This window comes from Mesorhizobium sp. M0106, from assembly GCF_040322715.1.
Taxonomy (GTDB): Bacteria; Pseudomonadota; Alphaproteobacteria; order Rhizobiales; family Rhizobiaceae; genus Mesorhizobium.
In genome coordinates this window covers 41622-64693 of the sequence record NZ_JAMYUA010000009.1, presented here as the reverse complement: position 1 = coordinate 64693, position 23072 = coordinate 41622, and the positions used below count along the sequence as shown (strand labels likewise).

General features: G+C 61.6%; 19 protein-coding genes and 1 tRNA gene. 17 read left to right on the top strand and 3 right to left on the bottom strand.

Going from position 1 to position 23072, the window contains the following annotated elements:
- Positions 1-101: 101 nt before the first annotated feature.
- The 12 genes from NKJ55_RS11575 to NKJ55_RS11520 all read left to right on the top strand — a co-directional run bounded on the left by NKJ55_RS11575 (position 102) and on the right by NKJ55_RS11520 (position 13235).
- Positions 102-722: an NADH-quinone oxidoreductase subunit J gene (locus NKJ55_RS11575; RefSeq protein WP_023676621.1), complete on the top strand. Its 621-nt coding sequence runs from the start codon at positions 102-104 to the stop codon at positions 720-722.
- Between the two features lies 1 nt (position 723).
- A complete protein-coding gene (gene nuoK, locus NKJ55_RS11570; RefSeq protein WP_023676620.1) occupies positions 724-1032 on the top strand; it encodes an NADH-quinone oxidoreductase subunit NuoK in 309 nt (102 codons plus the stop codon).
- 10 nt (positions 1033-1042) lie between these two features.
- On the top strand, positions 1043-3016 hold the full coding sequence (nuoL, locus tag NKJ55_RS11565; RefSeq protein WP_352450010.1) for an NADH-quinone oxidoreductase subunit L: 1974 nt from the start codon (positions 1043-1045) through the stop codon (positions 3014-3016).
- Positions 3016-4521 (top strand): NADH-quinone oxidoreductase subunit M, encoded by a 1506-nt coding sequence (locus tag NKJ55_RS11560; protein WP_352450009.1) that lies wholly within the window; start codon positions 3016-3018, stop codon positions 4519-4521. The genes nuoL and NKJ55_RS11560 overlap by 1 nt, the downstream gene beginning before the upstream one ends.
- Before the next feature lie 18 nt (positions 4522-4539).
- Positions 4540-5976, top strand: a complete 1437-nt coding sequence (gene nuoN / locus NKJ55_RS11555; protein ID WP_352450008.1) for an NADH-quinone oxidoreductase subunit NuoN — start codon at positions 4540-4542, stop codon at positions 5974-5976.
- 4 nt (positions 5977-5980) lie between these two features.
- Positions 5981-6802, top strand: a complete 822-nt coding sequence (locus tag NKJ55_RS11550; RefSeq protein ID WP_352450007.1) for a biotin--[acetyl-CoA-carboxylase] ligase — start codon at positions 5981-5983, stop codon at positions 6800-6802.
- An 85-nt stretch (positions 6803-6887) separates the two neighbouring features.
- Positions 6888-8558, top strand: a complete 1671-nt coding sequence (locus tag NKJ55_RS11545) for a ribonuclease J (protein ID WP_352450006.1) — start codon at positions 6888-6890, stop codon at positions 8556-8558.
- Positions 8559-8697: 139 nt separating this feature from the next.
- Positions 8698-9102 carry a methylmalonyl-CoA epimerase gene (mce, locus tag NKJ55_RS11540; RefSeq protein ID WP_352450005.1) on the top strand — a complete coding sequence of 135 codons (405 nt, stop codon included), beginning with the start codon at positions 8698-8700 and terminating at the stop codon, positions 9100-9102.
- Positions 9099-9383, top strand: coding sequence for a DUF1467 family protein (locus NKJ55_RS11535; RefSeq protein ID WP_023676613.1), 285 nt, complete (start codon positions 9099-9101; stop codon positions 9381-9383). The genes mce and NKJ55_RS11535 overlap by 4 nt, the downstream gene beginning before the upstream one ends.
- A gap of 560 nt (positions 9384-9943) precedes the next feature.
- Positions 9944-11272, top strand: coding sequence for a proline--tRNA ligase (proS, locus tag NKJ55_RS11530; protein WP_352450004.1), 1329 nt, complete (start codon positions 9944-9946; stop codon positions 11270-11272).
- Positions 11269-12555, top strand: coding sequence for a lipoprotein-releasing ABC transporter permease subunit (locus tag NKJ55_RS11525; RefSeq protein WP_352450003.1), 1287 nt, complete (start codon positions 11269-11271; stop codon positions 12553-12555). The genes proS and NKJ55_RS11525 overlap by 4 nt, the downstream gene beginning before the upstream one ends.
- Positions 12552-13235: an ABC transporter ATP-binding protein gene (locus NKJ55_RS11520; RefSeq protein WP_254818120.1), complete on the top strand. Its 684-nt coding sequence runs from the start codon at positions 12552-12554 to the stop codon at positions 13233-13235. Before NKJ55_RS11525 ends, NKJ55_RS11520 begins: the two co-directional genes overlap by 4 nt.
- Positions 13236-13622: 387 nt before the next feature.
- On the opposite strand, the gene lipB is transcribed toward NKJ55_RS11520, so the two are convergent.
- Complete coding sequence (gene lipB / locus NKJ55_RS11515) at positions 13623-14366, bottom strand: lipoyl(octanoyl) transferase LipB (protein WP_352450002.1); 744 nt, start codon at positions 14364-14366, stop codon at positions 13623-13625.
- 175 nt (positions 14367-14541) lie between these two features.
- Here lipB and NKJ55_RS11510 point away from each other — a divergent pair.
- Positions 14542-14626, top strand: a tRNA-Leu gene (locus tag NKJ55_RS11510).
- Between the two features lie 138 nt (positions 14627-14764).
- Positions 14765-16147, top strand: a complete 1383-nt coding sequence (locus tag NKJ55_RS11505) for a DUF6538 domain-containing protein (protein ID WP_352450001.1) — start codon at positions 14765-14767, stop codon at positions 16145-16147.
- A 1200-nt stretch (positions 16148-17347) separates the two neighbouring features.
- On the opposite strand, the gene soxR is transcribed toward NKJ55_RS11505, so the two are convergent.
- Complete coding sequence (gene soxR, locus NKJ55_RS11500) at positions 17348-17782, bottom strand: redox-sensitive transcriptional activator SoxR (RefSeq protein WP_352450000.1); 435 nt, start codon at positions 17780-17782, stop codon at positions 17348-17350.
- A gap of 85 nt (positions 17783-17867) precedes the next feature.
- On the opposite strand from soxR, the gene NKJ55_RS11495 reads away from it, so the two are divergent.
- Positions 17868-18590, top strand: a complete 723-nt coding sequence (locus NKJ55_RS11495; protein ID WP_352449999.1) for an SDR family NAD(P)-dependent oxidoreductase — start codon at positions 17868-17870, stop codon at positions 18588-18590.
- Positions 18587-19681: an S-adenosylmethionine:tRNA ribosyltransferase-isomerase gene (locus NKJ55_RS11490; protein ID WP_352449998.1), complete on the top strand. Its 1095-nt coding sequence runs from the start codon at positions 18587-18589 to the stop codon at positions 19679-19681. Before NKJ55_RS11495 ends, NKJ55_RS11490 begins: the two co-directional genes overlap by 4 nt.
- 370 nt (positions 19682-20051) lie before the next feature.
- Here the strand turns inward: NKJ55_RS11490 and NKJ55_RS11485 are convergent, their stop codons facing one another.
- A complete protein-coding gene (locus NKJ55_RS11485) occupies positions 20052-20558 on the bottom strand; it encodes an alpha/beta fold hydrolase (protein ID WP_502901477.1) in 507 nt (168 codons plus the stop codon).
- Positions 20559-21173: 615 nt separating this feature from the next.
- Between NKJ55_RS11485 and NKJ55_RS11480 the strand changes: the two genes are divergently transcribed.
- Entirely contained in the window at positions 21174-22349 is a 1176-nt protein-coding gene (locus NKJ55_RS11480; RefSeq protein WP_352449997.1) for a hypothetical protein, read from the top strand.
- The last annotated feature ends 723 nt before the right edge of the window (positions 22350-23072 follow it).

Genomic DNA, 23072 nt, shown 5'->3' with positions numbered 1-23072 from the left:
GGGCGAGGGGCCTCGTTTAAGGAACACGCAACTTGCCGACCGGAGGCGGTGGCAAAAAACAGGACGAACGTCCTGTTCTGACAGGAAACCCGGGGGAACCCATGCTGAGTGGACTAGAGGCGGCCTTTTTCTACCTCTTCGCCTTTGTCGCGGTGGCATCGGCGTTCATGGTCATTTCGGCGCGCAATCCCGTGCATTCGGTGCTGTTCCTGATCCTGACCTTCTTCAACGCCGCCGGCCTGTTCATGCTGACCGGCGCCGAGTTCCTGGCGATGATCCTGCTCGTCGTCTATGTCGGCGCGGTGCTGGTGCTGTTCCTGTTTGTCGTCATGATGCTCGACGTCGACTTCGCCGAAATGAAGGAAGGCGCCCTGCAATATGCACCGATCGGCGCGCTGGTCGGGCTGATCCTGGCGGCGGAGCTGATCGTCGTGCTCGGCGGCTATACATTCGCGCCGAAACTGGCGGCGACGGTCGCCAAGCCTATTCCGGACCTGGCCGCGCGCTCGAACACGGCAGCGCTCGGCGACATCCTCTATACGGATTACCTCTATTATTTCCAGGTGGCTGGGCTGGTGCTGCTGGTCGCCATGATCGGCGCCATCGTGCTGACGCTGCGCCACAAGCCGGGCGTCAAGCGGCAGTCGATCGCCGCCCAGGTCGGCCGCACGGCAGCAACTGGAGTGGAAATCCGCAAGGTCAAGACGGGCGAAGGAGTCTGAGATGGTCGTCGGTATCGCGCACTACCTGACCGTATCGGCGATCCTGTTCACGCTCGGCGTGTTCGGCATCTTCCTGAACCGCAGGAACGTCATCGTCATCCTGATGTCGATCGAGCTGATCCTGCTTGCGGTCAACATCAATTTCGTCGCCTTCTCGGCGGCGCTCGGCGATTTGGTAGGCCAGGTGTTCGCACTGTTCGTGCTGACGGTCGCCGCGGCCGAAGCGGCGATCGGCCTTGCCATTCTCGTCGTCTTCTTCCGCAACCGCGGCTCGATCGCGGTCGAAGACGTGAACATGATGAAAGGTTGACGGAACCACCATGTATCAGGCCATCGTCTTCCTTCCGCTGCTCGGCTTTCTGATCGTCGGCCTGTTCGGCACTTCGCTCGGGGCCAAGGCTTCAGAATACATCACCTCCGGTTTCCTGGTGATCGCGGCCGTGCTGTCGTGGGTCGCCTTCTTCTCGGTCGGCTTCGGCGGCGGCGAGGTGTTCACAGTGCCAGTGATGCGCTGGATCCAGTCGGGCGGCCTTGAAGCGTCGTGGGCGCTCAGGATCGACACACTGACGGTGGTCATGCTGGTCGTCGTCAACACGGTGTCGTCGCTGGTCCACATCTACTCGATCGGCTACATGCATCACGACCCGGACCGGCCGCGCTTCTTCGCCTATCTGTCGCTGTTTACCTTCGCCATGCTGATGCTGGTGACGGCCGACAACCTCGTGCAGATGTTCTTCGGCTGGGAAGGCGTCGGCCTTGCCTCCTATCTGCTGATCGGCTTCTGGTACAAGAAGCCGTCGGCCAATGCGGCTGCGATCAAGGCCTTCGTCGTCAACCGCGTCGGCGATTTCGGCTTTGCGCTCGGCATATTCGGCGTGTTCGTGCTGTTCGGCTCGGTCAATCTCGGCACCATCTTCGCCAATGCGGCGACGTTCATTCCGGCGGAAGGCGCGCCGCAAGGTGCGGCCGTGCTGACCTTCCTCGGCTATGCACTCGATAAGCAGGCTGCGATGACGGTCGTCTGCCTGCTCCTGTTCATGGGCGCTATGGGCAAGTCGGCGCAGGTGCCGCTTCACACCTGGCTGCCGGATGCCATGGAAGGCCCGACGCCGGTCTCGGCACTGATCCATGCCGCGACCATGGTGACGGCAGGCGTGTTCATGCTGGCGCGGTTGTCGCCGCTGTTCGAGCTGTCGCATTCGGCATTGACGGTGGTCACCTTCATCGGCGCCTTCACGGCCTTCTTCGCGGCGACCGTCGGTCTCGTCCAGAACGACATCAAGCGCGTCATCGCCTATTCGACCTGTTCGCAGCTCGGCTACATGTTCGTGGCGCTCGGCGTCGGTGCCTATGGCGCAGCGATTTTCCATCTGTTCACCCACGCCTTCTTCAAGGCGCTGCTGTTCCTCGGCTCTGGCTCGGTCATCCACGCCGTCTCCGACGAGCAGGACATGCGCAAAATGGGCGGCCTGAGGACGCTGATCCCGACGACTTACTGGATGATGGTGATCGGCACGCTGGCGCTGACCGGTGTCGGCATTCCGGTAACGATCATCGGTACGGCCGGCTTCTTTTCCAAGGACGCCATCATCGAAGCGGCCTTCGCCGGCCACAATGCGGTCGCCGCGTTTGCCTTCATATTGCTGGTCATTGCTGCCTGCTTCACCTCCTTCTACTCCTGGCGGCTGATCTTCATGACCTTCCACGGCGAGCCGCGGGCCAGCCACGAGGTCATGCACCATGTCCATGAATCGCCACCGGTCATGCTGGTGCCGCTGTTCATCCTGGCGGCGGGCGCGCTGTTCGCCGGCGTGATCTTCCACGGCGCCTTCATCGGCGAGGGCTATGCCGAATTCTGGAAGGCGTCGCTGTTCACGCTGCCGGACAACCACATCCTGCACGAAATCCACGAAGTGCCGTTGTGGGTCGAGCTGTCACCGTTCATCGCCATGCTGATCGGCTTTGCGATTGCCTGGCAGTTCTATATTCGCGCGCCGGAAATGCCTCGGAGCGTCGCCGCCAACCATCGCCTGCTCTACGCCTTCCTGCTCAACAAATGGTATTTCGACGAGCTCTACGACTTCCTGTTCGTGCGGCCGGCAAAGCGCCTCGGCAGCTTCCTGTGGAAGACCGGCGACGGCACCGTCATCGACGGGCTCGGGCCGGACGGCATTTCGGCGCGCGTCGTCGACGTCACCAACCGGGTCGTCAAGCTGCAGACCGGCTATCTCTACCACTATGCCTTCGCCATGCTGATCGGCGTTGCCGCACTCGTCACCTGGATGATGCTCTGATGACCGCCTGGCCGATCCTATCGCTGGTCACCTTCCTGCCGCTGGTTGGTGTGCTGCTCATCCTTTTCGTGCGTGACGACAGCGAGAACGCGCGCCGCAACATCCGCGCCATAGCACTGTTCACGACCGCGTTCACGTTTGTGATTTCGCTGTTCATCTGGACCGGCTTCGACAATTCGCAGCCCGGCTTCCAGTTCGTCGAGAAGTTTGCCTGGCTGGATTCCGGCATCTCCTACCATATGGGCGTAGACGGCATCTCCATGCTGTTCGTCATCCTGACCACCTTCCTGATGCCGCTCTGCATCCTCGCCTCGTGGGAATCGATTGAGAAGCGCGTCAAGGCCTATATGATTGCCTTCCTGCTGCTCGAGACGCTGATGATCGGCGTGTTCTGCGCGCTCGACATCGTCTTGTTCTATGTCTTCTTCGAAGCCGGCCTGATCCCGATGTTCATCATCATCGGCGTGTGGGGCGGCAAGCGGCGCGTCTATGCCTCGTTCAAGTTCTTCCTCTATACGCTGGCCGGCTCGGTGCTGATGCTGCTCGCCATCATGGCGATGTTCTTCCAGTCCGGCACCACCGACATCCCGACGCTTCTGACCCACAACTTCCCGGCCAATATGCAGACCTGGCTATGGCTTGCCTTCTTCGCGTCCTTCGCGGTGAAGATGCCGATGTGGCCGGTGCACACCTGGCTGCCGGACGCGCATGTCGAGGCGCCGACGGCCGGCTCGGTGATCCTGGCCGCCATCCTGCTCAAGATGGGTGGGTACGGCTTCCTGCGCTTTTCGCTGCCGATGTTTCCGATCGCATCCGAAATGTTCGCGCCGCTGATCTTCACGCTCTCCGTTGTCGCCATCATCTACACCTCGCTGGTGGCGCTGATGCAGGAGGACATGAAGAAGCTGATCGCCTATTCGTCGGTCGCTCACATGGGCTTCGTTACCATGGGCATCTTCGCGATGAACCAGGAAGGCGTCCAGGGTTCGATCTTTCAGATGCTGTCGCACGGCCTGGTCTCCGGCGCGCTGTTCCTCTGCGTCGGCGTCGTCTACGACCGCATGCATACGCGTGACATCGATGCCTATGGCGGGTTGGTCAACAACATGCCGAAATATGCAACCGTGTTCATGATCTTCACCATGGCCAATGTCGGCCTGCCCGGCACCAGCGGCTTCGTCGGCGAGTTCCTGACCATGCTCGGCGTGTTCCGGGTCAACACCTGGGTAGCGTTCTTCGCCGCCACCGGCGTCATCCTTTCGGCGGCCTATGCGCTCTGGCTCTACCGCAAGGTGATCTTCGGCGCACTGACCAAGGAAAGCCTGAAAGGCCTGCTCGACCTGTCGACGCGCGAGAAGGTGATCATCTATCCGCTGGTCGCGCTGGTCATCTTCTTCGGCGTCTATCCGGCGCCGATCTTCGACGCGACCGCCGAATCGGTCAAGGCGCTCGTTACCAATGTCACCGCATCCATCGGCGCCGCGCAGACCGCGGCGGCGAACTGACTGGGGGTTTTGCGAACCATGACGCCGGACCTTCTCTCAAGCCTGTCGCTCTCGACGCCAGAGCTGATCCTCGCCATCGGCGCCTTGGCGCTGTTGATGCTCGGCGCCTATTCGCGCGCCAACACCACTGTCACGGTGAGCGGCCTTGCCGTCGCCGTGCTGGTGATCGCCGGCGCCTGGCTGGTCTTTTCGCCGGGACAAGGCAACGCCTATGGCGAAGCCTTCATCCAGGATCCGTTCGCCCGCTTCATGAAGGTGCTGGCGCTGGTCGGCTCGGCGGTGACGCTGGTCATGTCGGTCCGCTTTGCCCAGGCGGAGCGTTTCGACAAGTTCGAATATCCGGTGCTGATCCTGCTCTGCACGCTCGGCATGATGCTGATGATCTCGGCCAACGGCATGATCGGGCTCTATCTCGGCCTCGAGCTGCAATCGCTGGCGATCTACGTGCTGGCGGCGATCAACCGGGACAATCTGCGCTCGACCGAGGCCGGGCTGAAGTATTTCGTCCTTGGCGCGCTGTCGTCAGGCATGCTGCTTTACGGTATCTCGCTGGTCTACGGCTACACCGGCAACACCGGCTTCCAGGAGATCGCCACGGCGCTGAGCGGCGGTGAGCGCCAGCTCGGCCTCGTCTTCGGCCTGGTCTTTGTGCTGGCCGGCCTTGCCTTCAAGATCTCGGCGGTGCCGTTCCATATGTGGACGCCCGACGTCTATGAGGGCGCGCCGACGCCGGTGACGGCTTTTCTGGCGGCGGCACCAAAGATGGCGGCGATGGCGCTGATGGTGCGCGTCACCATGGGCGCCTTCAAGCCGATCGCCGCCGACTGGCAGCAGATCATCGTCTTCATCTCGATTGCCTCGATGGCGCTTGGTGCCTTTGCGGCCATCGGCCAGACCAACATCAAGCGGCTGATGGCCTATTCCTCCATCGGCCATATGGGTTATGCTCTGGTCGGCCTTGCCGCCAACAGCCAGGACGGCGTGCGCGGCGTCGCCATCTACATGCTGATCTATCTGGTGATGACGCTCGGCACCTTCGCCTTCATCCTCGCCATGCGGCGAAAGGAGGGCAATGTCGAGCAGATCAGCGATCTCGCCGGCCTGTCGGCGACCAATCCGATCATGGCGACGATCCTCACCATCCTGATGTTCTCGCTGGCCGGCATCCCGCCGCTCGCCGGCTTCTGGGGGAAATGGTACGTGTTCCTTGCCGCCATCAATGCCAACCTCTACGCGCTGGCGATCATCGGCGTGCTGGCCTCTGTGGTGGGCGCCTATTATTATCTGCGCATCATCAAGATCATGTGGTTCGACGAACCGGTCGGCGGCTTCGTGCCGATGGCGACCGAACTGCGCGTCGTGCTCGGTGTCTGCGGCGCTTTCGTGCTGTTCTACGTGCTGATCGGCGGCACGATCGGAACCTACGCAGCAGCCGCGGCCAAGACCTTCTTCTGACGGAATGACGTTCAGGCTGGCTCCAACCGCGGCTTCGGACGGGTTCCGGCTCGAGGCGCACGACACGGTCGGCTCCACCAACGCGCTGGCGCTGGAGCACGCACGGGCCGGCGATCCGGGCAAACTCTGGGTCGTCTCCAAAAAGCAGGAAGCCGGGCGTGGCCGCCGTGGCCGCGCCTGGGCGACGCCCGAGGGCAATCTGGCAGCGACGCTGCTGGTGATCACCAACACCGAGCTTCGGCTTGCCGCGACGCTCGGCTTCGTTGCCGGACTGGCGCTGGCCGACGCGCTCGATGCTGTCGTGCCGAAGGGCAGGATCGCGATCGGCCTCGATGGTGCGAGCCAAGGCAAGAACCGTTTCGAACTGAAATGGCCGAACGATGTGCTTGCCTCGGGCGCCAAGCTCGCCGGCATCCTGCTGGAATCGGCGATGCTGGATGGTGATCGTTCGGCGGTGGCTGTCGGCATCGGCGTCAACGTGGTGGCATACCCTGAGGATTTGCCTTATCCAGCGACGTCGCTCAGCGCGCTGGGGTCTGCTTGCGATGCCGAGACGCTGTTTCTGGCGCTGTCGGATGCCTGGAGCGAGAATGCGCGGCTGTGGAACGAAGGGCGTGGGCTTGCCGCCGTCAGGCGGCGGTGGCTGGCGCGTGCGGCGGGGCTTGGCGGCCAGGTTGCTGTCAGAATTGACGGTAATGTGGTGCGCGGCACCTTCGAGACCATTGACGAGGACTGCCGTTTCGTGATCCGCGACGATCAAGGTTCGGTTCTGACGATCGCCGCCGGCGACGTGCATTTCGGCGCGGTTGCCTCGGCCGGTGTTTGACCGGCCAATACGTTTGACTGGCCAGGTATTTGACCAGCTTGAATTTGACCGGCCCACAATTTTGACCGGCAAGGAAGGAAAGATCATGGCGACAGCGGAAAACGCCGAACTTGTCTTCGTGCCGCTCGGCGGTGTCGGCGAGATCGGCATGAACTTCGCCCTCTACGGCTATGGGCCGGCCAATGCGCGCGAATGGATCGTGGTCGACGTCGGCGTCACTTTTCCCGATGCAACCCTGCCCGGCGTCGACCTGGTTCTGCCCGACACGCGTTTCATCGAGGAGAACGTCGCCAATCTGCGCGGCATCGTCATCACCCATGCGCATGAGGACCATTACGGCGCGCTCCACGATATCTGGCCGAAGCTCAAGGCGCCGGTGTGGATGACGCCGTTCAGCGCCGGCCTACTGGAAGCCAAGCGGCAGGGCGAGCAAGGGGCGCCGAAGATCCCGGTGACGATCTACCGTGCCGGCGAGAAATTCACCGTCGGCCCGTTCGAGATCGAGGCCATCCCTGTTGCGCACTCCATTCCCGAACCGATGTCGCTGGCGATCACGACGCCGGCCGGCGTCGTCATCCATACCGGCGACTGGAAGATCGATCCGGCGCCGACGGTCGGGCCGATGACCGACGAGGCGCGCTTCCGAGCCTATGGCGACAAGGGCGTGCTGGCGCTGGTCTGCGATTCCACCAATGCGATGCGGGAAGGGGAATCGCCGTCCGAAGTGGCGGTGGGCGAGGGCCTCAAGAGCGTCATCCAGAACGCCAAGGGCCGGGTCGCCGTCACCAGCTTCTCCTCCAATGTCGGACGTATCGTCTCCATCGCCAAGGCGGCGCGGGATGCCGGCCGCCAGTGCCTGGTGATTGGCCGCTCGATGAAGCGCGTCATCGATGTGGCTGATGAACTCGGCTATATGGACGGGTTGCCGGAATTCATCGCCGAGGAGGATTACGGCTTCATCCCGCGCGAAAACCTCGTCATCATCTGCACCGGCAGCCAGGGCGAGCCGCTTGCCGCACTTGCCAAGCTGTCGCGCGACGAGATGAAGTCGGTGGCGCTGACGGCCGGCGACACGGTGGTGTTTTCCTCGCGCACCATTCCCGGCAACGAGAAGGCGATCCTCGAAATCAAGAACCGCCTAATCGATCTCGGCATCAAGATCATCGAGGACGGCGATGCGCTGGTGCATGTCTCCGGCCATCCACGCCGCAGCGAATTGCGCAAGATGTATGAATGGGTGCGGCCGCAGATCGGCGTTCCCGTGCATGGCGAAGCGGCGCATCTGGTGGCGCAGGGCTCGCTGATGTCGACGTCCGGCATCGGCCAGGTCGCGCAGGTGCGCGACGGCGACATGCTCAGGCTGTATCCGGGTGCCGCCGCCATCATCGACCAGGTGCCGTTCGGCCGCATCTACAAGGACGGAAGGCTGATCGGCACCGACCAGGCGATGGGCATTCGCGACCGCCGCAAGCTGTCCTTTGCCGGCCATGTCGCCGTCAATGTCGTGCTCGACGACAAATACGAGCTTGCCGGCGATCCCGATCTCGTCGCCATCGGCGTCGCCGAGGCCGACGGCAGCGGCGAGAGCCTGGAAGACCTGATGATCGATGCGGCAATCGGCGCCGTGGACTCCATCCCCCGCCAGCGCCGAAAAGACCTCGACCTGGTCCAGGAGGCGGTGCGGCGCGCGGTGCGCGGCGCGGCCAACGAAGCCTGGGGCAAGAAGCCGCTGGTGACAGTGTTCGTCACGCGGTGACGAACAAGGGAGTAGGGGAGTAGGGCAGTAAGGGAGTAGGGAAGTAGGAAGTAGGAGCGCAAACAGATGCACTTCTAGATCCTTTTTTCCATACTCCCTACTGCCTTACTCCCCTACTCCCCTAACCCGGGAGTACGCTATGCTCGGACGCCTCAACCATGTCGCGCTTGCGGTGCCGGATCTGGCCGCGGCTGCGGCGGTCTATCGCGATACGCTTGGCGCGCGCGTGACCGCGCCGCAGGCGCTGCCGGAGCATGGCGTTACGGTGGTGTTCGTCGACGTCGGCAACACCAGGATCGAGTTGCTCGAGCCGCTCGGCGAAGCCTCGCCGATCGCCGCATTCCTCGCGAAGAATCCGTCCGGCGGCATGCACCATGTCTGCTATGAGGTGGACGACATTGTTGCGGCGCGCGACCGTCTCAAGGCCAGCGGCGCGCGCGTGCTGGGCGACGGCAATCCGAAGATCGGCGCACATGGCAAGCCGGTATTGTTTCTGCACCCCAAGGATTTCTTCGGCACGCTGGTCGAACTGGAGCAAGCATGAGTTGGGTTTCGTTTGTCGCCCTGTTCTTCGCCACATGGTGGGTGGTGTTGTTCGCCGTCCTGCCGTTCAGCATGCGGACGCAGGACGAGGATCGGGACGTGACGCTTGGCACGGTTCCGAGCGCACCGCGCGGACCGCACATGCTGCGCGCGGCGCTGCGCACGACGATCGTCACGCTGGTCCTCATGGGTATCTTCTACGGCATCACGAGAGGGCTTGGCCTCGGTATCGACGACATCCCGCACATCGTGCCGGATTTCAACCAGAGCCCAGCGCATTAGCCGGCTACCTACCGTGTCCGACTATCCCAGCCTAGCCGAGGCTCTGAAATCAAGCCGAGCCAGCAAGGTCAACCCAAAGTAAAGGCCGGGGCGAGTTTGGGCTGACGCAACGTCATGTAGTTTGGTAATCTGTCGTGCTAACCAGATGATTGCACAAAAAAAATGCAAGGCGCGAGGCCTTGCAATTTAAACGCGTCCGATCTGTTTCCGGTGTCCGGCGGCAGCGAGTTACCGCGCCTAGATCGCATCCTCCCAAGACTTTGACCGCGTAGGAGGGCAGATTTTTCTCCGCCCTCTCGGTTATGGGGGCACACTAGCCTAAGGCGGGTGAAAATGTCACGAAGAATTTTGCCCGGAAACAGGCAATCTCGTGCTGCAGTGCACAATAGTACGGCAGGCGTTGCTTGCGAAACGCCCAGCAAGCCGTGTGCGGCAATTGCGGCGTCTATGCAGCGCCTGGGCCGGGTTTCCATTCCGCCATGAAATGGCTATGAAGCCGGGGCAAGCAAGCCAGCGCTGCGCCGATTCCGGCGCCGCCATCCTCTCTCACGGACCAGTCCATGCGTTTGTCGCGCTATTTCCTGCCCATTCTCAAAGAAAATCCGCGCGAGGCCGAGATCGTCTCGCATCGGCTGATGCTGCGCGCCGGCATGATCCGCCAGCAGGGGCAGGGCAGCTTTTCCTGGCTGCCGCTCGGCAAGCGGGTGCTGGACAAGGTCTGCCGGATCATTCGCGAGGAGCAGAATCGCGCCGGCGCACTCGAAATCCTGATGCCGACCATCCAATCGGCCGAGCTGTGGCGCGAAAGCGGCCGCTATGAAGACTACGGCAAGGAGATGCTGCGCATCAAGGACCGGCAAGACCGCGATATGCTCTACGGGCCGACCAACGAGGAGATGGTCACCGAGATCTTCCGCTCCTATGTCAAGTCCTACAAGGACCTGCCGCTCAACCTCTATCACATCCAGTGGAAGTTTCGCGACGAGGTGCGCCCGCGCTTCGGCGTCATGCGTTCGCGCGAGTTCCTGATGAAGGACGCCTATTCCTTCGACCTCGATTATGAAGGCGCCAAGGCCGCCTATAACCGCATGTTCGTGTCCTATCTCAGGACGTTTACGCGCATGGGGCTGCAGGCCATTCCGATGCGCGCCGACACCGGGCCGATCGGCGGCGACCTCAGCCATGAGTTCATCATCCTGGCCGACACCGGCGAGAGCCAGGTGTTTTGCCATCGCGACTATCTCTCGCTTGAGGTGCCGGGGGCGGATACCGACTTTTCGAACGACGCCGAGATCGCCGAGATCGTCAAGACGTGGACGACGCCCTACGCCGCCACCGACGAGATGCATGACGAGGCGGCATGGGAGAAGGTGCCCGCGAGCGACCGGGTCTCTGCGCGCGGCATCGAGGTTGGGCATATCTTCCATTTTGGCGACAAATATTCCAAGCCGATGAGTGCCAAGGTGACCGGCCCGGACGGCAAGGATCATTTCGTTTCTGGCGGTTCCTACGGCATCGGCCCGTCGCGGCTGGTCGCGGCGATCATCGAAGCCAGCCATGACGAAAACGGCATCATCTGGCCGGAAGCGGTGGCGCCGTTCGATGTCGGCCTGATCAACATGAAGGCTGGCGATGCCGAATGCGACCGCGTCTGCGGCGAGCTGAATGCCGCCTTTGCCGCCGCCGGCAAGGAGGTGCTCTACGACGACACCGACCAGCGGCCGGGCGGCAAGTTCGCCACCGCCGACCTGATCGGGCTCCCGTGGCAGGTGATCGTCGGGCCGCGTGGTGTCGCCGCCGGCGAGGTCGAGATCAAGAACCGCAGGACCGGCGAGCGCGAGACGCTGCCGATCGCGGACGTGAAGCAGCGCTTCGGTGCCGCCGCATGAGTGAAGCGGCGGCAGCAAGACCATCGGGCGCCGGACCTTTTTCCGGCTTCGAGCGCTTGGTGGCCTGGCGCTACCTGCGCTCGCGCCGCAAGGAGACGGTGATCTCGGTGATCGCGTCGATCTCCTTCCTCGGCATCATGCTAGGCGTGGCCACGCTGATCGTCGTCATGGCGGTCATGAACGGCTTTCGCGCCGAACTGCTGACGCGCATCCTCGGCGTCAACGGACACCTGATCGTGCAGCCGCTCGACATGCCGCTGGAGGACTATGGCCAGGTCGCCGGCCGCATCAACGGCGTGCCCGGCGTCAAATATGCCATTCCGCTGATCGACGGGCAGGTACTGGCGCAAGGCAATGTCGGCGGCGGCACCGGCGCGCTGGTGCGCGGCATACGCGGCGAGGATCTCGGCAAGATCACGATCGTCGCCAACAACATCAAGGCGGGCTCGATCGTCGGCTTCGACACCGGCGAGGGCGTCGCCATCGGCAGCCGCATGGCCGAGAATCTCGGCCTTGTGCTCGGCGATACGATCACGCTGATCTCGCCCGAGGGCGACGTCACGCCGCTCGGCACGACGCCGCGCATGAAAGGCTATCCGATAACCGCGATCTTTGAGGTCGGCATGTCGGAATATGACAGCTCCATCGTCTATATGCCGTTTTCGGAAGCGCAGCTTTATTTCAACATGGAAGGCAGGGCGCAGACGATTGAGATCTACGCCGACAATCCCGACAATATCGACGCGCTGAAGCCAAAGGTCGAAGAGGCGGCGCAACGGCCGATCACCCTCGTCGATTGGCGGGAGCGTAACAAGACGTTCTTCGACGCGCTGCAGGTCGAGCGCAACGTCATGTTCATGATCCTGACGCTGATCGTGCTGGTGGCGGCGCTCAACATCATTTCGGGCCTGATCATGCTGGTGAAGGACAAGGGCCACGACATCGCCATCCTGCGCACCATGGGCGCCACGCGCGGCGCGATCCTGCGCATCTTCCTGATGACCGGGGCTGCGATCGGCGTTGTCGGCACCATCGCCGGCGTGCTGCTCGGCATCGTGATCTGCCTCAACGTCGAGCGCATCCGCCAGTTCTTCTCCTGGCTGGCCAACGAGCGGCTGTTCAATCCCGAGCTTTATTTCCTGAGCCAGCTGCCGGCGCGCATGGATGCCAGCGAGACGATCTCGGTCGTTCTCATGGCTTTGGCGCTGTCGTTCCTGGCGACACTGTTTCCGGCGTGGCGCGCTGCCAGGCTCGATCCGGTCGAAGCGCTGAGGTACGAATGATGGCCGAGGCCATTATCGAGCTGAAGAGCGTCGAACGCCATTATGTACAGGGGCCGCGCAAGCTGACTATCCTGAACGGCGCCGATTTTTCGCTGAAGCGTGGCGAGATGGTGGCGCTTGTGGCGCCGTCGGGCACCGGCAAGTCGACGCTGCTCCACACCGCCGGGCTGCTGGAGCGACCGGACGCCGGCGACGTGATCCTGGCGGGGCGCGCCTGCGGCCGGCTTTCCGACGACGAGCGCACGGCGATCCGCCGCAACGATGTCGGCTTCGTCTACCAGTTCCATCATTTGTTGCCTGAGTTTTCTGCGCTGGAAAACATCATGATGCCGCAGCTGATAAAAGGGCTGCCGCGCAAGGAGGCGGCCGAGCGGGCGGCGCAATTGCTCGACTATATGCAGATCGGCAAGCGGGCACAGCATCGCCCCTCCGAGCTCTCCGGCGGCGAGCAGCAGCGGGTCGCCATCGCGCGTGCCGTCGCCAATGCGCCGCTGGTTCTTTTGGCCGACGAGCCGACCGGCAATCTCGACCCGGTGACCGCTTCCTATGTGTTCGAGGCGCTGGCAGCATTGGTCCGGCAATCGGGCCTGGCGGCGCTCATCGCCACCCACAATCACGAGCTCGCCTCGCGCATGGACCGCCGCGTGACGCTGGCCGACGGCAAGGTTGTGCCGCTTTAGGGTGCGCTGCAATTGAGGCGATGACGGCCTGCGAGCTGCCATGCGCCGTCCCGCCGCTTTCGCGCGCCTGTCGGCCCCGAACGCTCGGCATCTCCCTCTCAACCCTTTCTTAACCCTGTCGAAATGACCGAGCGCAATTCCGGCGACGCCCGGACCGCGATCGTTGACATTCGAACAAAATTAGAACAAAATACGAACATACTAACAACAGGAGAGAGTTATGACCGATCTTGTTCAGGATGTCGTCTCGCTGGTGTGCATGAGCACGTTCCTCATTTCCATGGCAATCTGGATCGGCGCGATGTGAGGATTGAGCTCAAGGGCGGGCTCGATGCTGATGAGCGAGGGCCGCCTTCGCATATTGGCGCAGGCATTGGGGCGACTGTTTCAGCCGGCCTTGCGGGACACTTCGACAGGCGACACCGCGGCGGGCCCGAACACGTCCTCGAAAGCGGATTTCAGCGCCAGGTCGAGGTCGGCCATGGTCACGGGAAGGCCGAGGTCGACAAGGCTGGTGACGCCGTGATCCTGGACGCCGCACGGCACGATGCCGCTGAAATGGCTAAGGTCCGGCTCGACATTGATGGCGATGCCGTGAAAGCTCACCCAGCGCCTCAGCCTGATGCCGATGGCGGCGATCTTGTCCTCGGCCGCCGAGCCGTCGGGCAAAGCGGGGCGGTCCGGCCGAACCACCCAGACGCCGACGCGGTCCTCGCGGCGTTCGCCGCGTACGTTGAAGGCGGCCAGCGAGCCGATGATCCATTGTTCGAGTGCGGCGACGAAGGCGCGGACATCCTCGCGCCGCCGCTTCAGGTCGAGCATGACGTAGGCGACGCGCTGGCCCGGCCCATGATAGGTGTATTCGCCGCCACGCCCGGCGGCAAAGACCGGGAAACGGTCCGGCTCGATCAGGTCCTCGATGCGGGCGCTGGTGCCGGCGGTGTAGAGCGGCGGGTGCTCGACCAGCCAGACCATCTCGCCGGCGGCGCCGCTGCGGATTGCCTCGGCGCGCGCCTCCATCACGGCGAGCGCATCGGGATAGGCGGTGAGCCCGGGCTCGATGCGCCATTCGACCGGCGCCGAGCCGGGCAAGGGCAGGAACGACGTGGCGATCTGGCTGCGTTCTGTCATGATATCTCGTCTCGCCATTCATATGGCGGCAATTGGTACAAACGTCCAGTTCCGGCACGTTCGGCCCTTGAAGAGTTATGCCGATGTCCGGCCGATTATTGCTGGCCGCGCACTTGTTTCACCGGAAACGATTTGCTACACGCCGCGGGCCGGTTGGTTCCGGCTCCTACCACGTGCGGTCGTGGCGGAATTGGTAGACGCGCAGCGTTGAGGTCGCTGTGGGGCAACCCGTGGAAGTTCGAGTCTTCTCGACCGCACCATCAAATTCGTGAACTTGGCCCTCTAAGCCATTGAAACTCCAGTCTGGCAGAGCACCCGTTGATGAGGGCGCTTTGGCGTTCTTGCCGAAATGCGATACAATCTAGGATACAAACTGAGATACATCGCGAGTTTGGCCCATGCGAAAAGAGGCCGTCGCAGAGCCCGCCAGAGACCCGGATCGCTACCTCGTCCAGCGCGACGGAATTTTCTATTATCATCGGCGAATGCCCGCCAAGATGGTCGGCATCGACGATCGCGGCAGGTTCATTCGCAAGTCCCTGGGAACGGACGAACGCCGCCTCGCACGTGCCATGCGCGACAAGCTCGAAGACGCGGACAAGACCCTGTGGGCGGTGCTTCTTTGCGGCGGCGAGGCAAGGTCAGCACTCGATCAGTATCGCGACGCCGTTCGCCGGGCTGAAGCCATGGGCGTTTCCTACCTTTCAAATGGACAGGTGGCAGGCTTTCAGAATGTCGATTCAATTTTAAAGCGTGTCGAGGCGCTGGAGCGCGTTCAAGCGGCCCCCGCGGTCGCCGACGCTCTCCTCGGCGGGGTGCAGGTGCCGCCGGTCAAAGTCTCCAAAGCTTTTGATCTCTACGCCGATGAGATCATGGCCCATGAAGTCGCGGGTAAGAGCCAGTCGCAGCGCCGAATGTGGAAGAAGGTAAAGCAGAGAGCCGTAAACAATTTCGTTGCCCTGATTGGTGACAAGCCGATCGGCGACGTCACGCGTGAAGACGGACTGACCTTCTACCGGTTCTGGCTCAAGCGCATCGCGCCGCCGCCAGACATCGGAGCCGCGACACATTCGGCGTCTGCCGGCAATCGAGACCTCGGCAACATGCGGGATCTCTACAGGCGTTATTTCGCTCATTTGGGCGAGGAACAAAAAGGCACCCCATTCGATGACCTCCGCTTTTCGGAGCGTGGCAAGCGCCGTCGTAAACGGCCGTCATTCGAACCCAAATGGATAACCGATCAGATCATGAGGCCGGGCGCTTTAGCATCCCTGGATGCTCAAGCGCGTCGCTGCGTTCTGGCGCTGATCGAGACAGGCACACGCCCAAGCGAGATATGCAATCTTGATGAGACCGTGATCTTCCTTGACACGCCGGTTCCGTATATTCGCATTACCCCACGAGAGGACGCCGATGATCCGCGCGAGATCAAGACCGAATGGTCAGTGCGAGATGTACCGCTGGTAGGCGTCGCGCTGGAAGTTTTTAAGAAAAATCCGCAGGGCTTTCCGCGCTACCGCAATCGTGAAGAGGCGCTTTCTGCAAACCTCAATAAATTCTTTAAAACACACAAACTTTTCCCGACACCGAAGCACAAGATTTATTCCCTCCGGCACAGTTTCGAGGATCGTATGAAGGAGGCAGGTATCGACAGCGAGCTTCGCAAAATCTTGATGGGCCATACGATAGAGCGTGTAGAGTATGGTACGGGCGGATCGTTGCAATGGCGACGAGACGAACTCAAAAAAATTGCTTTGCCTTTCGATCCCGAGATCGTTTGAGCCGTTCCTGGACGCGCAGCATTGCGCCCATCTCTGCAAATCAATTTCTTCTTCTCCCGTTCAAGACGCTCGTAAATCGGGAGATACGCTCGTCCTTTGTTGCCAGCCTTGTGGATAGCTAGGGCGAGCGTATCCAGAGCGCGGTCAATTCTGTCTAAGGTCACGGGCTCAGGAACAGTGCTTACCTGTGGCAGAACACAGGTCATTGTCTGTCCCGTCTGTTTCCTGTTCGGCGATGACACAGACGAGATAATGGCAGCAGGCGCAGGTGAGAAAAGCGGTTTGCCTCCCGCATCGTGCAGCGGCGATACTTCGACGTAGAAATCGGAAAACACGCTTGCGGCAACTCTGCACTGTCAGATGCAGCTAGCCACATCCGGCCACATGAATTGCTGAGCGGACTCAGACGGGTCGATGCCCTTGAACCGGACACGAGACCGAATCGATCCGCAGGCTGTCGGCGGGCCGGAATGCCTCATCCGATCCGACCAAACCGATCGGAGGACGCAGGCAATGCCGGATTTGGTGGGCTATAATTACCTGAGGAGAGGCAATTAGCTGATCCGGATCAGTGCGTGGGAGCGCGAGTATCTCGGGAGGTCGCTTATGATTACCTTATCATTAGCATTCCTCGATATTGCGGCACCTTTGGGGTGAGTTTGACAAGCTTCACACGGCGATCGCTTGGCAAGAAATCGGTTATGAGATTCGTGTCGGTTCAATGATGGGCGGGACCAACTGCGCCGAAAGCGAACAAATTCGAATACTTAATGTAAAGTCTTGGGTCATGCTGTCCGAATGCAGTACCGTGCGGGCGATCAGCCAACGATTGGCGAAATTTTGAACAGGCTACCATTACCGATGGCCTAGACACCGTTTTCGTCCTTCGTTGCCGCAAGAAAGGTATCGCCAACCGCCGGATCAATCCGATCAGCCTGTGGCAACGCGCAACGGCTCCAATGCTCAGCGTTTCGGGGGGCTGAAGAGGTTGATGACTGCCGCACCCGGAGCAGTTCGACGTATTTCCTTATTTCGCTTGGCCCGCTGAAATGCAGCCGCATCTTTAGAAGGAACGAACCGTCTGGCAGGACGGCGCAAGCAATTGATGGCAACGCCGTCGAGTGGATGGAGAAAGTCAGCGACAAACGATACCGCCGCTGAACGTTACCGGTCCGCAGCGTCTCGCAATTGGCTGCCAACTCACCCCAGCCAATACCTCGGCCCCGGCCCCTTGCGTCCTGCCATATCGGCAGGGTTCGCAAGGCTACACCGGTCGATCGACAGGCAGCCGCAACCGATGCACTCGGTAAGCCCCGACCTCAGGCGCTGCAACTCGGCGATGCGCTGGTCGATGCGCTTGGTCCACTGGCCCGATAACCGCGACCAATCCCGACGCGACGGCACGCGATCGGCTGGCAACTTGGCCAGCTCGCCGCCGATCTCCTCAAGCGTCAGCCCAATTCGCTGCGCGAAGACGATGAAGGCGATCCGGCGCAGCACGGATCGCGGGTAGCGTCTGTGTCCCGAGCCGGCCCGCTCGGACGCGATCAGCCCGCGCTCCTCGTAGAAGCGCAGGGCCGATGATGCGACGCCGCTGCGCCGCGCCACGTCGGTGATGGTCAGCATGGAATCCATGCATGAACGAAAGCACAATTCCCGCTTGACTTCAAGTTAACTTGAACTTGTACCAAGAGGCATACGGATTAAAGGAGCACTGGCAATGCAGACGAATGTCGAACTTCAGGGACTTCGCGTGGCGGTCACGGGCGGCACGTCCGGCCTCGGACTGGCGCTTGTGCGGCAGCTTGCCGCGATGAATGCGTGCGTCGCCTTCGTCGCCCGCACCGCCGCGAATGTCGAACGCATCGCCGACGAGACGGGCGCGCACGGTATTGTCGGCGACGTCGGCAAGAAGGAGGACATCTACCCGATCGCGTTGCAGGTCACTGCCAGCCTCGGCGGGCTCGATGTCCTGATCAACAATGCGTCGAGCCTCGGCCCTGTCCCTCTGGCGCTCCTTGCCGATACCGAGTGCCAGGAGCTGGAAATGGCGCTCGCGGTCAATCTCGTCGGCGCGTTCCGGCTGACGAAAGCCCTGTTCGGTGCGCTTGCCGCGTCCGCACGCGAGGGCCGGGGCGCGCTGGTCATCAACATTTCCAGCGACGCCGCGGTGAACGCCTATCCCGGCTGGGGAGCATACGGCGCGAGCAAGGCCGCTCTTGCCCATCTGACGGCGATTTGGGACGAGGAGGCAAAAGCCGACGGCATCCGGCTCCTCGCGCTCGACCCCGGCGATATGGACACCCCGCTGCACGCGCTGGCGCTTCCTGACGCCGATCCGGCGACATTGAAGCGCCCCGAGCTGGCTGCTGCCGAGATCATCGAAAAGATGCTCGACGCGTTGCCGGTCCGCTCTACGCGTCTCGCCGGGGCACATACATGATTGCCGCCGACCGTCCCGATCGGCGCTCCGCCAGGCTGTTCGTCGTCGAGGCCGACGGCACGATGCGCGACCGGCCGCGAGCTGGACTCGCGACGCTGTTCAACCCCGGCGATCTGGTCGTCGCCAATGACGCCGCGACCTTGCCTGCCAGCTTGCACGGCACGCATGTCCCAAGCGGTGAGGCGATCGAGATCCGCCTGGCGGGCTGGCTGTCACTTCCCGATCCAACCCGTTTCGTGGCGATTGCCTTCGGCTCGGGTGATCACCGCACGCGCACGGAAGACCGGCTGCCTCCACCTCCGCTGTCACCAGGCGATCGCCTCCGGCTCGGCTCGCTTGACGCCGTCGTCGAGCGCCTTCTCGACCATCCACGCCTTCTCGAGTTGCACTTCCCAGGCAACCGCGCAGCGGTGCTTGCAGCACTGGCGCAGCACGGCCGACCGATCCAATACGCGCATGTTCCCGAGCCGTTGGCACTGTGGGATGTCTGGACGAAGATTGCCGCCGGGCCGGTCGCGTTCGAGGCGCCGTCGGCAGGCTTCGCGCTCGACTGGCGCACGCTCCAAGCCTGGCGTCGGCACGACGTTGGTTTTGCAACCCTCACGCATGCTGCGGGCGTCTCTTCCACCGGCGATCCCGCGCTCGACTCGCGCCTTCCCTTCGACGAGCCCTACCGCATCCCTGGGCGCACCGCGGCGCAGGTCGCGCGGGCGAAGCTCCGCGGCAGCCGCATCATTGCGATCGGCACGAGCGTAGTGCGCGCACTTGAGGCAGCCGCCAATCCCGGCGGCAATGTGCGTGCCGGAAATGGCATTGCGACAGGGCGCATCGCGCGCGGCACGCGGCTTCGCGTGGTCGATGCGATTCTCACAGGCGTCCACCAGCCCGGCGAAAGCCATTTCGAGCTCCTGCGCGCCTTTGCCGACGATGCTCTGCTCGCCAAGGCCTCCGAAGCCTTCACCGCGTATCGATACCGCGCGCATGAATTCGGCGATTCCATGCTGCTCAATCGCCAACCGCTGCTTCTATCGCGCGAACGGAACCATGCCGAGGTGCTCGAGACGAAGCCTCTACTCGAGGCATGGCTATGATGTCGGCAGGTTCGGTGGTATTTCGTGCTCGGCGCGCAAGGAAGTCGGAGCTATGTTACAGCGGACCAAATTCGGCATTTGACCCAAAGTCGAAGTTCCGAAGCCCTCACATTGGGTCCGCATTGCGGGCGAAGCGGACAACATGGCTTGCCGGGCGTCAATGCTTCGATACGTGCCACGGCAGGCAGAGCCTAGCAGGGTCCCAAGAATCGCAGGATTTCGGCCGCGAGCGCATCCGGTGCTTCCTCAGCCATGTGGTGACCACAGTCCAGGCCCTTCCCCTGCAGTCTCGCCGCCGTCCACGGTCGCCAAACTTCGAGAACATCGCCGTAAAGCTGCTCAAGGTCATCACGCAGCGACCACAGAACCATCATTCAATACGGCGGCCCGCCTCTCGGTCTTCCGCGTCGTGCAGACGGTCTATCGTGATACCTGCCCTATAATCTTCTATCATTCCGTGAATGACCCGCGGATCGTGAACGGCCGCGCTGTAATCGGCATAGGCCTCTGGGCCCATCTGTTCGGCGGAGCCACCATGCCAAGCATCGGGATCGGCATTGATAGCGCGCTCCGGCTTCTCTTGCTGGGCGAAGAAGAACCAATGCCACCACGCGGTTGCAAAGCGTGTATCACATCGTTCAAGCGCTTCGAGGATAGGAACGGCATCGAGCACGATGAGATGTGTCACCGCGGAGGGATGATCCATAGCAGTCCGAAAGGCGGTGTGGCTTCCCCGATCGTGCCCGGCGATTGCGAAGCGATCAAATCCAAGGTGCTGCATCAGGGCGATGTCAACGTTAGCATTGCTAATTGCCGTAGGTTCGGCGCATTTATCAAATGCACTGTCAATCGCCAATTGGCCTAATTGGTCAATCAAGTGTCTGCGCTAACCATATGACAGTTCGCGGTGCTTAGCGTCGTTCGACGCATTGAGTTCGTCATTGCGGACAATGCAGTGTTCGTTCGCTAGTGCGGCTAGCGCCATCGGCTAGTGTTTGTTCGTACGCGTCGTATTGGCCTGTCTAGCGTCAATGAAATTGGCGCGTAGTGTTTCTCGTATTCGCCGTTCAGTTGCCGCACGTACTGCGCGCCTGTGTTTGCGCTTGCCGTCGAATGACAGGAGCGTGTCACCATAAAACGCAACACGGTTTGCGGAGCGCTATAGAGTAAGCAGCAACAAAGGATGCCGCTTATGACACTTCTCCAGATCGCTTATCTCTGCCTCGCCGCGGGCGCGTTCATTGCCTTCGTTGGCTACCTCATCGCGTTCTTCGGTATGGGAGGGCACTGAACCGCAGCGCGATCTTTCCGGATTTCGGAAAAAGATTTGTCGTGCGTGACAAAGGATTTGTCACCCATGACAAAAAATCTTCGATAAATGGCTAGGTCATCGTCCAACGGAGCGACCTCGATGACCCTGCTTCAAATCGCTTACGCAATGCTCGCCGTCTTGTATATTGTGCCGTGGTGGCGTTGGCGGTAGGACATTCAGATGTCGCAAGATAACGAAGACGAAGCAATTCCCAAGTCTTCGTCGGCTACTGCCGCGATCGTGCAGTTCATTGAACGGGTAGGAAGGCCCTTCGTACCCGACGTCGTGAAGAGCTGGGCGTCGCGCCGACTATCACCGAACGACCGAAAGAGAACAGGTGGCATCTGGCGAGACAGTCGGATCCTTCAACTGCAAAACGATTGGTGGCTGACTAACAACAGCGACCGTCCTCTGCGTATGGTGGGGGTGGAAATCGACCGACCACGTGTCAAGGGCGATCTCATTGTGGATGGGCCGAGGGCGCACGATGGCGAACCTGTCATCCCGCCAAAGGCGACGGTCCCGATTTCCACGCACTTCATGGTCCCCACTAGGAAGCATCACCTGAAGGCCACGAAACGCTACGATTTCACATTCGTCGATCACAACGGGCATCGGACGCGAAAACGGGGCATCGAATACAAGCCCGAGCGCCAACGCGTCAAGACGACGAAACTCAACTCCGAGGCGATTGCAGAGATCGCTGACCAAGACGAGAAGGCTCTGGCGTCGCTCCTGAAAGAGGAGATTGGGCGCTATGCGCGGCACGGTCGCCAGCATGGCGGGCTGGGGACCATTTCGGCAGTAAAGGGGAACGCGAAGATAAAGTCGATCTACCAGGATTGGTGGGCGTCCGACCGCGCTTCCGAGCGGCAGGACATCGTGGTCGAGAGCGGGCCGAAGATCGTCTCTGAGATTGGCGATGCGATCGTTGAGTACGCCTCAAAGCTTCCCGAAGATCGCTTGGCGAAGTTCCCGTCACTTTTGCTGGACCGCCTCGATAGGGATCGCGAGTATTACGGCGTGTCTTACCTCATCGTATACGCGTTGTGGCGGCTCAACCGGCTCGAAGACGCGCTCCAAACGGTATACGAACGCTATGAATTCAAGCCTGCTCTCGTCGACAACATATTCCGGCGCTCGTACGTGAACCGGGTGCTCGAAAGGAACCAGCAGTACGGCTACAGCGACGTACTCGGGCTGCTGAATGGCATGCTGAGATACGAGCATCTGCATCTAGTAGAACGCGAGCTGGAGAAGATCGAATGGCTTGCTATGAATACGAGCGAGCACCCATTCCAGATCGCGCAAAAAATCACCTCGATTCGGGCGCTGCGAATAGCAAACCGTGAATGAAGGCTATGCGCGGTGAGCTCATTGCGGTGGCGCTGTGGGGGCATTGAGCGATGACTGACGAGAGAGTTTTGCTGACCAAATGGTTCGGCTCTTTGAAGAGCCTGTTGCGGCGATTGGGATGCTGCTCTACGGCGCCTATCTTTACATGAGCAGGAGCAGTTTCCGCCAAGAGATGAACGCGGGCGTATCGAAACCGGACTAGGCTGCTACAACCATTCAAGTGGAAGCGAAGCGGATCGAGGGACAGAGAGAAATCGCACGCTGGCGTGCAAAATCGCGCCTTAGCGTAGAAAAGGCTTTGGCCCCGGGCTGAGCGAAACTGCGAAGCATGAGCTGCCGATCCCTTTCCAATCTACAAATCTACGCCACAGCCTACCATCAAGATCCGCAAGCGTGACCGCGAGCGCGCGGAGCGCGTCCTCTTGGCCGGTGGGCCGAAACCGTCACTCAAGAAAAACGGGCGATCGCACTCGCATGGGCGCATGGGAGCGACAAGTGTGCGAACACGCGATCACACGGACATCGGAATTCCGGCTGCTATCTGGCCCGGATGTGTGACGAGGGCCTGCTCATCAAGATCGGCTATGGCATCTATCGCGCCACAAATCGGAAGGCGGCATAATCGGATCTTGGCTAATCTCCGGAGAATGGCAACGTTTGCAGCGGTTCGATCGCTCGAATGGAAGCTATGGCGAGAAATCGGCGACGCGGCCAGGACATCCA

Excerpts from the sequence above, each read along its gene's own strand:
- NKJ55_RS11535 (WP_023676613.1), top strand. The coding sequence starts at position 9,099 with ATGAGTTGGGTTTCGTTTGTCGCCCTGTTCTTCGCCACATGGTGGGTG.
- NKJ55_RS11505 (WP_352450001.1), top strand. The coding sequence starts at position 14,765 with ATGCGAAAAGAGGCCGTCGCAGAGCCCGCCAGAGACCCGGATCGCTAC.
- nuoN (WP_352450008.1), top strand. The coding sequence starts at position 4,540 with ATGACGCCGGACCTTCTCTCAAGCCTGTCGCTCTCGACGCCAGAGCTG.
- NKJ55_RS11495 (WP_352449999.1), top strand. The coding sequence starts at position 17,868 with ATGCAGACGAATGTCGAACTTCAGGGACTTCGCGTGGCGGTCACGGGC.
- nuoK (WP_023676620.1), top strand. The coding sequence starts at position 724 with ATGGTCGTCGGTATCGCGCACTACCTGACCGTATCGGCGATCCTGTTC.
- NKJ55_RS11545 (WP_352450006.1), top strand. The coding sequence starts at position 6,888 with ATGGCGACAGCGGAAAACGCCGAACTTGTCTTCGTGCCGCTCGGCGGT.
- NKJ55_RS11480 (WP_352449997.1), top strand. The coding sequence starts at position 21,174 with ATGTCGCAAGATAACGAAGACGAAGCAATTCCCAAGTCTTCGTCGGCT.
- soxR (WP_352450000.1), bottom strand. The coding sequence starts at position 17,782 with ATGGATTCCATGCTGACCATCACCGACGTGGCGCGGCGCAGCGGCGTC.
- lipB (WP_352450002.1), bottom strand. The coding sequence starts at position 14,366 with ATGACAGAACGCAGCCAGATCGCCACGTCGTTCCTGCCCTTGCCCGGC.
- proS (WP_352450004.1), top strand. The coding sequence starts at position 9,944 with ATGCGTTTGTCGCGCTATTTCCTGCCCATTCTCAAAGAAAATCCGCGC.
- NKJ55_RS11490 (WP_352449998.1), top strand. The coding sequence starts at position 18,587 with ATGATTGCCGCCGACCGTCCCGATCGGCGCTCCGCCAGGCTGTTCGTC.
- mce (WP_352450005.1), top strand. The coding sequence starts at position 8,698 with ATGCTCGGACGCCTCAACCATGTCGCGCTTGCGGTGCCGGATCTGGCC.
- NKJ55_RS11520 (WP_254818120.1), top strand. The coding sequence starts at position 12,552 with ATGATGGCCGAGGCCATTATCGAGCTGAAGAGCGTCGAACGCCATTAT.
- NKJ55_RS11525 (WP_352450003.1), top strand. The coding sequence starts at position 11,269 with ATGAGTGAAGCGGCGGCAGCAAGACCATCGGGCGCCGGACCTTTTTCC.
- NKJ55_RS11560 (WP_352450009.1), top strand. The coding sequence starts at position 3,016 with ATGACCGCCTGGCCGATCCTATCGCTGGTCACCTTCCTGCCGCTGGTT.
- NKJ55_RS11550 (WP_352450007.1), top strand. The coding sequence starts at position 5,981 with ATGACGTTCAGGCTGGCTCCAACCGCGGCTTCGGACGGGTTCCGGCTC.
- nuoL (WP_352450010.1), top strand. The coding sequence starts at position 1,043 with ATGTATCAGGCCATCGTCTTCCTTCCGCTGCTCGGCTTTCTGATCGTC.
- NKJ55_RS11575 (WP_023676621.1), top strand. The coding sequence starts at position 102 with ATGCTGAGTGGACTAGAGGCGGCCTTTTTCTACCTCTTCGCCTTTGTC.